Source organism: Ginsengibacter hankyongi, assembly GCF_008710285.1.
In the GTDB taxonomy this organism is placed as follows: Bacteria; Bacteroidota; Bacteroidia; order Chitinophagales; family Chitinophagaceae; genus Ginsengibacter; species Ginsengibacter hankyongi.
This window is the reverse complement of record NZ_VYQF01000001.1, coordinates 1,691,700-1,704,258: the sequence shown is the minus strand read 5'-3', so window position 1 is coordinate 1,704,258 and position 12,559 is coordinate 1,691,700. Positions and strand designations below refer to the sequence as shown.

Sequence of the window (12,559 nt, the reverse complement as noted above, 5' to 3'; positions counted from 1 at the left end):
GTTGCTGATCAAACTTTTCAAACTAATTTTTAATTGACTTCCACCATTGCTTTAATTACTCCGTTTGAAGGATCGAGCCAACTCTGAAAGTTATCGCTTACTTCTTCAAACTTCACGCGATGTGTTATGTAAGTGGAAGGATCCACCTGCTTTGATTTCATGCACTGCACCACAAAATCGAAATCCTGGCGAGTGGCATTACGACTACTCATTAATGTAGCCTCTCGTTTATGAAATTCGGGATGGCTGATTGTGATTTCCCCCTTCTGCAATCCCACCAGCACATATCGTCCTCCATGAGCAATATACTGAAAAGCATTGTTGATTGCCTTTAGGTTGCCCGTTGCGTCAATTACTACGGTGGGCATATCATTATGTGTAATCTCTTTCAGTTTACTGAGTACATCTTCCTTCAAAGGATTTACAGTGTGTTCTACTTTTAATTTTTCTGTACAAAAGGATAATCGCTTTTCATTTACATCCATAGCAATTACATGTGCCCCGGCTATACGGGCAAATTCCATTAGGCCCAACCCTATTGGCCCGGCGCCTACCACAAGTAGGTATTCTCCAGGCTGAATATTTGCTCTCCTTATTCCATGTGCACCTATGGCCAATGGTTCTATCAAAGCCAGTTCATTGAGCTCCATTTCATTTCCTTGCAGTAAATATTTTACGGGAACAGAAATATATTCGGCCATGCCTCCGTCAATGTGCACGCCAAAAACATTAATAGCTACGCAACAGTTAGGCAGGCCATTGCGACATGCAATACATTCCCCGCAATTAAAATAAGGAATTAGAGAAACTCTATCCCCGACTTTAAACAAATCATTTGGCTCAATATCATCAACAATGGCGGCGAGCTCATGCCCCAGCACCCTCGGATAATTAAAATATGGCTGAGTTCCTTCAAAAGCATGAAGATCTGTTCCGCAAATTCCAACACGCTTTACTTTTAAAATCGCTTTTCCTTTTTCTAAAATAGGTTTATCTCTTTTGATGTAATTGAGCAAACCCGGCTTTTCGCAAATCAGAACATTCATAAATTCTTTTTAGCTGCTATTAAATTAAAAGTTTCATAATTCTGAAAATAGATTTTGCTGACGCTGCTTCGAACTATTGATTTTATTTTCAACGAAGTTAACGAGAGCAGATAGATGTTGGTCGTGTATTTGCTGAAATTTCAACATTCAAATCAAAATTTTTTCCATTCACATGCCGCCCAACCTTGCCTTTTATTCACCGAATGCCAAAACGTATCTAATGTAATGTGGCGACAAACCGGAGCGTCATCTCAATATTTTCGCTTCGGTTTAACCAACTCAGGCAACCGTAAAACGTTTTCAAAAATCCAAAAACAAATAACAATCGTTTCCACATTTTACGGCTGTATTTTTGTATAATTCACAAAGTCCGGTTAATTAATTATCTCAATGAGCTTATCCCCCAAAAAAAATAATACAAAAGAAATATTTAAGATACTCCCCGGGGCAATCGCTGCCTTAAAAAAAAATTTGATAGAACCAGTTTTTGGAGATAGCATTAGTGGCAATGTTGCCGAGGAAAAACTTCCCCTGAGGTCAGAACTGTTTACAGAAGAGCAGCTTGAAAAATATGCATTATCGCTTGCCGAAAGGCATACGTTACTTTCTAAAAATACCGCTGAGAACCTGTTGAAGCGCCTCGATGAAAATGAAAAAATATTACTGGAAGTTCATGAGAATTTAACGGAAGCCGTAAAATCCAATGTACGTATAGTGCCGGCTGCCGAATGGCTGCTTGATAATTTTTATCTGATTGAAGAACAAATATATACTGCAAAAAAACATTTGCCCAAGGGTTATAGCAGAGAATTACCACAGCTTTTAAAAGGCGCTTCGGCAGGTTTGCCGCGCATTTATGACATAGCCGTTGAAATTGTTTCTCACAGCGACGGTCATGTTAACCTGCACAGCCTCTCTCATTTTATCAAAAGTTATCAATCAATTAAGTTTCTGCAACTGGGAGAATTGTGGGCAGTTCCTATTATGCTCCGACTTGCCTTACTGGAAAATATTCGACGTCTTTCTATCCAGATATCGATTGATAATGCCAATAAAACGTTGGCAACATATTGGGCAAAAGAAATGACTGACACGGTTGAAAAAAATCCTAAAAATTTAGTGTTGGTAATTGCGGATATGGCCAGATCAAAACCTCCCATGCAAAGTTCTTTTGTTGCTGAACTATCAAGAAAGTTGCAGGAGCGGGGAAGCGCACTTACACTCGCAATTAACTGGATGGAACAGCATCTTAACGAAGAAGGGTTAAGCTGCGAAGTTATGATTCAGGCTGAAAGCCAAAAACAGGCGGCAGACCAGGTATCGATAAGAAACAGTATCAGTAGTCTTCGTTTCTTAAGCACAACAGATTGGCGCGAGTTTGTAGAAATAAATAGTGTAGTAGAGCAAACTCTTTTGCAGGACAGTGTTTACGGCAAAATGGATTTTTACACACGAGATCAATATAGGCATGCCGTTGAAGCGATTGCAAAAAAAAGTAAATTACCAGAGCATGAAGTGGCTGAAATGGCTGTTGAATACGCAAACAAAAATGCACAAAATGGTTTCGATGAAAAGAAGAGCCATGTTGGTTATTATCTCAGTGGCAAAGGAGTTCGGCTAATTGAAAAGGCGGCACACATGCACGTTAGTGCATTTGAAAGTTGCAGAAGGTTTGTTAATAAAGTTCCTCTCCTTGTTTATGCCGGTTCGATTAATATCTTAACCATCCTTTTGAGCTGGGGCCTTATAGCAAAAGCACATGAAGAAGGCGTTAGAAACTGGATACTATGGGTTTTTGGCGTTATATTATTTTTAGGCACAGGGCAGTTAATAACATCTATTGTTAACTGGCTCACCACATTGCTTACCCGACCCTGCTTATTACCAAAAATGGATTTTTCAAAAGGCATTCCGGAAGAATACCGCACAATGGTCGTAATACCAACGATGCTTAATCATCCTGCAGGAATAGAAGACCTGGTTGAAAACCTCGAAGTACGTTTTCTTGCAAACCGTGATGCCAATCTTTCCTTCGCTCTGTTAACTGATTTTAAAGATGCCAAACAGGAAACGATGGCGGAAGATGAATCACTGCTTCAATTTGTAAAAACTAAAATCATTGAATTAAACCGAAAATATGAAAGACCCGGTAACGATACTTTCTTCCTGTTTCACCGGCCGCGCCGCTGGAATGCACATGATAAAATATGGATGGGCTACGAACGCAAGCGAGGAAAGCTTGGAGAATTAAATGCGTTGATCCAGGGAAATGGAAAAGATTTTTTTTCTTTGATAATAGGAGACAAAAGCGTATACACTTCTGTAAAATATGTTATTACGCTTGACACAGATACACAATTACCAAGGGACGTTGCATGGAAGATGACCGCTACAATGGCTCATCCTTTAAATCATCCTGTATATAACACAAAAAAGAGAAGAGTTACGGAAGGATATAGCATACTTCAGCCGAGGGTTTCAAATAGTTTACCTCTTGGCAGCAGCTCAATCTATGCAAAAGTGCATGGCAATGAAGCTGGAACAGATCCTTATACAAGAGCCGTTTCCGATGTTTACCAGGATTTGTTTAACGAAGGTTCATTTATCGGCAAAGGGATTTATGATGTGGCTACCTTTGAAAAAGCTTTGAAAAACAGGTTTCCTGAGAACCGCATATTAAGCCACGATCTTTTGGAAGGTGCCTATTCCCGGTCAGGTTTAATTACCGATGCACAACTGTATGAAGAATATCCTTCCGATTACGTGTTAGATATGCAAAGGCGCCATCGCTGGATAAGAGGTGACTGGCAAATTGCGGGCTGGATAACTCCGCTTGTTACCGGCTTTGACAAAAAATTACATAGAAATCCACTTTCGTTACTTTCTATCTGGAAGATAACAGACAACCTCCGCCGCAGTCTTATCCCAATTGCTTTACTATTAATCTTTTTAGCAGGCTGGACCATTTTATCAAACCCTGTATTCTGGACCTTGGTTGTATTAGGAATTATTTTTCTTCCGGCCATACTTCATTTCGGCTGGCAGGTTTTCAAAAAACCGCCAGATGTACTTTTCATCCAACACTTAATATTTACAAGCCGTTCCTTAAAAGATAATTTATTACAACATGTAATAGATCTCACTTGCCTCCCTTATGAAGCCTATATAAATGCACACGCAATCTTAATTACACAATGGCGCGTTTATATTTCAAGAAAAAATCTTTTGCAATGGAACCCTTATAGTAATTACCGGCTTGAAAGAAAAACCGTTACCAATGCATACATTAAAATGTGGTCTGCGCCTTTTTTATCTGTCGTTTCCTTCTTATACGTAAGTATATATTATCCCTTTACTCTTGTTATTGCTTTTCCGTTTCTGATTAGCTGGCTGGCAGCTCCATTCATTGCGTGGTACGTAAGTCTTCCTGTTCCAGAAAAAAAGATAGAATTATCTGTTCCCCAAAATTTATACCTGCACAAGCTGGCACGAAAGATATGGCGGTTCTTTGAAACATTTGTTGGGCCGGAAGATAATTGGTTACCGCCTGATAATTACCAGGAACATCCTGTTGAAAGAATTGCCCACCGCACTTCACCAACAAACATAGGATTATGTTTGCTTGCCAATCTTACGGCCCGAGATTTTGGATACATTACAAACAGCGTTTTAATTGAGCGTACAACTAACACGATTAATACACTAATGAAGTTGGAAAAATACAATGGCCATCTCTATAATTGGTACGATACGATTTCATTGATTCCCTTAACCCCAAAATATATTTCTACGGTAGACAGCGGAAATTTTGTTGGACATATTTTGATTTTAAAACAAGGTTTGTTAACCATCGCCGATGAAAAAATAATACCTGAAAAATTATTCGAAGGTTTGCTAGACACTTTAGAAATCCTTATAGAAAAAACAGGAGATGCTTCAGCGCTAAGGCAGTTTAAACAGCAATTAGAATACACATTTCCATTGAAGATTGATAGCTTAGCTTCTCTTAAATCTTATCTGGATGAGCTGGATGTATCTTTTAGACATATACTTGTTGAACTAGATCTGGAACCGGGAAATGAAGATGACTGGTGGGCAGAAAAGGTATCTGATCAATTAAATAACATGAAACGGGATGTATCAATCTTTTTATCATGGATATCGTTAACTCCCTTTCCTGAAAAGTTTCAGCATCTCTTTCCTCATCTTCCAATATCACCTACTTTAAATGAGGTAGCAAAAAATGAAGAATTATTACTCGAAGAAATAATTGCGTGTTACGATACAGGAAATAGTGCAACAGAAAATGAATGGCTGAACGGTTTCAGGGCATGTATTACAGAATCTGCAAGATATGCCAAAGAAAAACTGCGCAACATCAGGCAACTTGTAATAAGATGTACAGAACTTTCTAAAATTGAATATGACTTTTTATACGACAAAACGCAGCATTTGTTATCCATCGGGTATAACGAAGATGAACATAGAAAGGATAATAGCTTTTACGATTTGCTTGCCTCTGAGGCGAGAGTAACAACTTTTGTAGCAATTGCACAGGGTAAATTACCGCAGCAAAGCTGGTTTGCGTTAGGCAGGCAGCTCACCAACCATGGAGCAACGCCTATCCTTCTATCATGGAGCGGCTCAATGTTCGAATACCTGATGCCTTTGTTAATAATGCCTTCCTACGAAAACACATTGCTTGACCAAACCAATAAAGCTATTGTTCAAAAGCAGATAGAGTATGGGAAAAAACGGGGAGTACCCTGGGGTATTTCAGAATCAGGTTATAATTTGTTAGATGCAAATCTTAATTATCAATACCGGGCATTTGGTATACCAGGCGTGGGATTTAAAAGAGGATTGGGGGAAGATTTGGTAATTGCACCTTATGCTACGATAATGGCATTAATGGTAGCACCCGAGCAGGCTTACGATAATTTGTTGACATTGGAACAGGCAGGTTTTGCGGGCAGGTACGGTTTCTACGAAGCAATAGATTACACATCATCAAGGTTGCCAAGACGAACAAACCACGCAGTGATAAGGTCATTTATGGCTCATCATCAAGGAATGGGTTTTTTATCGATAAGTTACCTTCTTTTAAATAAACCATTGCAAAAACGGTTTGAAGCAGATCTTCAAATGAGATCTGCCCTATTGTTGTTGCAGGAAAGAATACCAAGAATTACGACTTTCTATTCGCCAACCATACATGAATCTGATATAAGTGTAACGCCTGGTGGCACTGAATTAATGAGGGTAATCAACACTCCTCACACTATTATACCAGAAGTGCAATTGTTATCCAATGGCCGTTACCATGTAATGATTACAAACTCCGGAGGTGGCTATAGCAAGTGGAAAAATATAGCCCTTACCCGCTGGCGTGAAGATTGCACATGCGATAACTGGGGCACTTTCTGCTACATTCGCGATCTTGATAAGAACAACACATGGTCAGCTTCTTTTCAACCAACGTTAAAACAGGGCGATAATTATGAAGCTGTTTTTTCACAGGGTCGGGCAGAATTTCGTCGCAGAGACGCATCAATGGAAACGCATACCGAAATTGTTGTATCTCCGGAAGATGATATAGAATTAAGGAGAGTGCATATTGTCAACCGTTCGCGTAAGAGAAGGTCAATTGAAATAACCAGTTATGCAGAAGTGGTATTAGCGACATCTATAGCAGACGAATTACATCCTGCGTTTAGCAACCTGTTTGTTCAAACTGAAATTAACGAGCACCGGCACGCTATCATTTGTACCCGCAGACCCCGTTCAGAAGAAGAACAAAATCCATGGATGTTTCATTTAATGAAAGTTCATCATGCAGAAATTCAGCATATATCATACGAAACAGCAAGAGATAAATTTATAGGCAGGGGCAATACTGTTAATAATCCCCAAGCGATAGAGCGGGAAAACGGATTATCAGGAAGTAGTGGTTCTGTTCTTGACCCCATCGTTTCTATTCAATACCGGATTTTGCTGGAGCCATATCAATCTGCAACTATTGATATGATTTTTGGAATAGCCGAAACCAAAGAACTATGCAATAACCTTGTGGAAAAATACCAGGACAGAAATTTAATAAATCGCGGACTGGAACTGGCATGGACACATAGCCAGGTAATATTACGGCAAATAAATGCAGTGGAGGCTGATACGCTATTATACAGCAAACTTGCAGGATCCATCATTTATGCTAATTCTTCCTTGCGCACAGACGCGGCAACCATTATTAAAAATCAACGAGGCCAATCTGGCTTATGGAGCTATGGAATTTCCGGAGACCTGCCCATCATTCTTTTGAAGATTGAAGACATTGAAAATATTGAGTTGGTTCGGCAAATGGTACAAGCTCATGCCTATTGGTACTTAAAAGGGCTGATTACTGATCTTGTGATATGGAACGATGATCATGGCGGTTACCGTCAGATATTGAACGACAGGATCCATGGGTTAGTAGCACCGGGAGTTTCAGGAAATTTAAAAGATCAGCCGGGAGGAATTTTTATAAGATCTGCTGACCAGATATCGAACGAAGACAGGATATTATTTAATACCGTAGCACACGTGGTAATTTCAGATTCACTTGGATCACTGGAAGAGCAAATTAACAGGACAAATAAATTAAAATCAACTATTCCTCTTTTTGCCCCAACTAAATTTTATCCTTCTTTAGATACTTCTATAGATGTTACTTCTTTTTCAAATGAACTACAATTTTTTAATGGGCTTGGTGGATTTTCAAAAGACGGAAAAGAATATGTTATTATTACAGCCCCCGGTCAAAAAACTCCCGCTCCATGGATTAATGTATTGGGCAATCCTCAATTCGGCACCATCGTTTCTGAAAGCGGCCAGTCTTATACATGGGTTGAAAATGCCCATGAAATCAGGCTTACTCCATGGAATAATGACCCGGTTACCGATTTAAAAGGAGAAGCTTTTTATATCAGGGATGAAGAGAACGGAAAATTTTGGTCACCAACTTCTTTACCATGCGGTGGTACATCAGCTTATGTTACAAAACATGGTTTTGGCTATAGCATCATTGAACATTTGGAAGATGGCATTGCGTCTTCAATGACTATTTTCACTGATATAGAGGCACCAATTAAATTTATCATATTAAAAATAAAAAATAGTTCCGGCAGGGCGCGGCGCATTTCTATAACAGGATATATGGAATGGGTGCTTGGAGACATCCGTTCAAAATCATTGATGCATACGATAACAGAGATGGATAAACGAAGCGGGGCCGTACTTGCAAGAAATGCATACAGTTTGGAATTTGAAAGTCGGGTTGCTTTTTTTGATACGGATGATACGGTAAGGACATTTACCACAGACCGTTCAGAATTTATAGGGCGAAATGGGACAGTCAGCAATCCAGATGCTATGAACCGCGTACGACTTTCAGGAAAAAGAGGCGCAGCTTTGGACCCATGTGCTGCTATACAAGTTGCATTTGATCTTGTTGAAGATGAAGTACGGGAAGTTATATTTCGTTTGGGGGCAGGTAGAAACATGGAGGAAGCCCTTGCTCTAATACAACGGTTTGAGGGAAGTATGGTTGCTCAAAATTCATTGGAAAAAGTAAAACAATTCTGGCAATATTCTTTGGGAACGATACAAATTGAAACGCCTGATGTTGCCACTAATATACTTGCAAACGGATGGCTGAATTATCAAACATTAAGTTGTCGCATTTGGGCAAGAACAGGATTTTATCAATCTGGTGGCGCATTTGGTTTCAGAGACCAGTTACAAGATGTATTGTCATTGGTTCACCTGAAACCTGCACTGGTAAAAGAACAGATATTGCTTTGTGCTTCAAGACAATTTATTGAAGGCGATGTGCAACACTGGTGGCATCCACCTAAAGGTCGTGGCGTTCGCACCACCTGCTCCGATGATTACCTCTGGTTACCTTATGTTACCTCAAAATATATAGATACTTCGGGCGATATCGGTATATTAAATGAGTCTGTCAATTTTCTTGAGGGCCGTTTATTAAACGCGGGTGAAGAATCGTATTATGATCTTCCCATAAGGTCAGATAAAATGGCAACAATCTATGAACATTGCGTAATAGCAATTGAACATGGACTGCGTTTCGGAGAACATGGTTTGCCTTTTATGGGTTCCGGCGACTGGAATGATGGCATGGATAAAGTTGGTAATCATGGCAAAGGAGAAAGTGTTTGGCTGGCTTTCTTTCTATATAATGTTTTAATAAATTTTATAGAAATAGCCAGGCGAAAAAATGACAAGGCATTTGCAGAAAAATGCAAGCTGTCCGCAGAAACCCTAAAAATAAATATCAATAAAAATGCATGGGATGGTGAATGGTATCGCAGGGCTTATTTTGACAATGGCTCTCCGCTCGGCTCTAAGGAAAATGAAGAATGTAAGATTGATTCAATATCACAGAGTTGGTCGGTTTTATCAAAAGGAGGCGAGAAAGAACGTTCGCTTACTGCTATGCAATCTGCCGGTAAATATCTTGTTCGTAAAGAAGATGGCATGATACAATTGTTCGATCCACCTTTTGATAAATCTGACATGAATCCCGGTTATATCAAGGGCTATGTACCAGGTGTAAGAGAGAATGGTGGGCAATACACTCATGCTGCTATTTGGTTGGTAATGGCTTTTGCTGCTTTGGGTGATAAGGAAACAACATGGGAACTATTGAAAATGATCAACCCGGTTAATCGCGGTAGTGATGCTTCAAAAATAGGTATCTACAAAGTGGAACCCTATGTAATTGCGGCCGATGTATACGCAGAGCCAAATAATAAAGGCCGCGGTGGTTGGACCTGGTATACAGGATCTGCCGGGTGGATGTACCAGTTGGTTCTTGAATCTTTTGCAGGGTTTAAACGCAAAGGAGATACTTTGTATTTTACTCCATGCATTCCTGCTGAATGGAATTCATTAAAGATTAATTATCGCTATATGGATACGACGTATGAAATTGAATTGAAAAAAGTACTAAACAATGAACCGGCCAGGTTAATAATTGATGGCAAAGAGCAAAGCAATACATTTATTTTTCTCATAAATGATGGAGTTACACATAAAGTGGAATTTTTTATATAGTGTTACAGGCGGTGGGCGATTATTTTAATTACGTTTGAGCTAGTATTAGCTATTCATGTTGCTGAATGTTTTTTTGCTTTTAGGTTACATTAAAAGTTATCCAGCTTTTACTGTAACTTTTTTATTTATCATCCGTACTACCTCTATCTCCAACAAAAAAATTATATAGTATGAAAAAGTTATTGATCGGCTTATTTACTCTAATAAGCATTAACTCATTTGCACAAAGATGGGAAACCATTAAAGGCGACGGGCAAATAAAAAAAGAAACCCGCGAATTGAGCAATTTTACCTCACTCGCTTCACAGGGTTCTATGAATGTTCAGATTGCTTATGGAAATTCAAACAGCATAACAATAGAGGCTGACGAGAACCTTCTCCCGTATATTGAAACCACAGTCGAAAATGGAAAACTATCTATAAAGCCAAAGAAGAATGTAAATCTTAGATCAAAGTCAAAAATGAATGTACATGTATCGATGACGAAAATAAATTCACTACAATTAAGTGGGAGCGGTAATATCAGCGGAAGTGGAGCATTCACCAATGATACTAAAACAGATATGGCCGTATCGGGTTCCGGGAATCTTACATTAGACTTTGACACCTTTAAAGACCTTGACCTTTCAATATCAGGAAGCGGAAATATAAATTTAAAAGGAAAGGAAACAAATACTTTAAGCGCTCATATAAGCGGTAGTGGAAATATTGATTGCAGCGACGTTAATAGTAACGACGTTGACGCAAAAATAAATGGAAGCGGAAATGTAAAAGTATATGCAAGCAACAGTATTGATGCAAAAATAAGTGGAAGCGGAAATGTTTTTTATAAAGGAAATGCTGCAAAAATAAATAGTAAAGTTGCCGGCAGCGGAAAAGTTTTGAAAATGTAATAATTGTTCCTTCAAAAAATATAAATGCCACAGCTCAAATCTGTAGCATTTATATTTATAAGCACTGGTTATTTTTAGTTCATTTTAATTTTTAAAAAAAGAAAAAGTTGGAGAAGTACAATATCTTTAAATTGTTTTAAAAATCTCTCCATAAAATAAATCAAAATGAAAAGACTGTTTTTTTTATTTGTATCCGTTCTTTTTTTTGTTACTAACGTTAAAGCGCAGACGTACACGCCAACTCTTGAGAATTTGAAGGCACGTGAAGTTTTCAGTAACGACAGGTTTGGCCTCTTTATACATTGGGGACCATTCAGCATTCCCGGCGATGGAGAGTGGGTAATGAACAACAGGAACATTACCGTTAAAAATTACAGGAGGCTAATGGACTTTTTTAATCCCATTGACTTTGATGCAGCAGCATGGGTGAGCATGGCCAAAAATGCGGGGATGAAATACATCACTTTAATTACCCGCCATCATGATGGATTTAGTATGTGGAATACAAAGTATTCTGATTTTAATATAATGAACACGCCTTTTAAAAAAGACGTGGTAAAATTAATTGCGGATGAATGTCATAAACAAGGCATACAATTATTTCTATACTATTCTTTGCTGGACTGGACGAGAGAAGATTACCCGCATGAAACCGGCAGAACCGGCCAGCATACCGGGCGAAAAGGAAAAGGAGATTATGCCAGTTATCTTCAATTCATGAAAAATCAGCTTACGGAATTGCTGACTAATTATGGAACAATTGCGGGTATTTGGTTTGATGGCTATTGGGATCAGACAGCGCCGGAAGGAACTGTTGATCGTTCACCAAGAATTAACTGGCGTTTAGACGAAATTTATGGATTGATTCATAAACTCCAACCACGATGTCTCATAGGTAACAATCACCATCTTACACCATTTCCCGGCGAAGATTTCCAAATGTTTGAGAAAGATCTTCCGGGTCAAAACAGGTCAGGATTAAGTTTTCAGCAACCATCGCAACAGCTTCCTTTGGAAACCTGCGAAACCATGAATAATTCATGGGGCTTTAATATTACTGATACCAGTTATAAATCAGTAAAAGAATTAATTCACTATTTAGTAAACGCTGCAGGCAGAAATGCTAACTTTTTATTGAACGTGGGACCTATGCCTAACGGTAAGATACAACCGGAATTTGTTTATACATTACAGGAAATTGGACAATGGTTAAAGGAAAATGGAAAAACCATTTATGGGACGAAAGGAAATATTGTTGAGCCGCAAAAGTGGGGAGTAATAACTGCTGAGAATAAAAAATTATATGTTCATCTTTTGAATGTAACCGAAAATGAAACCTATATTTTTACTCCGGATTTAAAAGAAAAGATTATCAGCGCATCAACATTTGCAGGTGGAAGCAAAGTGAAATTCAAGCAAATGCATGAAGGCACCTTTATATATCTGGATGGAATTAAAACTAATGATACAGATACTATTGTTCAATTAAATATCCAGTAATTA

4 protein-coding genes are annotated in these 12,559 nt (G+C 38.7%); 3 read left to right on the top strand and 1 reads right to left on the bottom strand.

Features of this window, described 5'->3' with window-relative positions; genetic code table 11:
• Window positions 1-29: 29 nt before the first annotated feature.
• Window positions 30-1,046 carry a zinc-binding alcohol dehydrogenase family protein gene (locus tag FW778_RS07145; RefSeq protein ID WP_150413904.1) on the bottom strand — a complete coding sequence of 339 codons (1,017 nt, stop codon included), beginning with the start codon at window positions 1,044-1,046 and terminating at the stop codon, window positions 30-32.
• Window positions 1,047-1,436: 390 nt separating this feature from the next.
• Between FW778_RS07145 and FW778_RS07140 the strand changes: the two genes are divergently transcribed.
• From FW778_RS07140 to FW778_RS07130, 3 genes are all read left to right on the top strand, one after another.
• On the top strand, window positions 1,437-10,163 hold the full coding sequence (locus tag FW778_RS07140; RefSeq protein WP_150413903.1) for a GH36-type glycosyl hydrolase domain-containing protein: 8,727 nt from the start codon (window positions 1,437-1,439) through the stop codon (window positions 10,161-10,163).
• Between the two features lie 170 nt (window positions 10,164-10,333).
• Entirely contained in the window at window positions 10,334-11,056 is a 723-nt protein-coding gene (locus FW778_RS07135) for a head GIN domain-containing protein (RefSeq protein ID WP_150413902.1), read from the top strand.
• 165 nt (window positions 11,057-11,221) lie between these two features.
• Complete coding sequence (locus tag FW778_RS07130) at window positions 11,222-12,556, top strand: alpha-L-fucosidase (RefSeq protein WP_150413901.1); 1,335 nt, start codon at window positions 11,222-11,224, stop codon at window positions 12,554-12,556.
• Window positions 12,557-12,559: the final 3 nt, after the last annotated feature.

Coding starts and splice junctions, on each gene's coding strand:
- FW778_RS07145 (WP_150413904.1), bottom strand. CDS start 1,046: ATGAATGTTCTGATTTGCGAAAAGCCGGGTTTGCTCAATTACATCAAA.
- FW778_RS07140 (WP_150413903.1), top strand. CDS start 1,437: ATGAGCTTATCCCCCAAAAAAAATAATACAAAAGAAATATTTAAGATA.
- FW778_RS07135 (WP_150413902.1), top strand. CDS start 10,334: ATGAAAAAGTTATTGATCGGCTTATTTACTCTAATAAGCATTAACTCA.
- FW778_RS07130 (WP_150413901.1), top strand. CDS start 11,222: ATGAAAAGACTGTTTTTTTTATTTGTATCCGTTCTTTTTTTTGTTACT.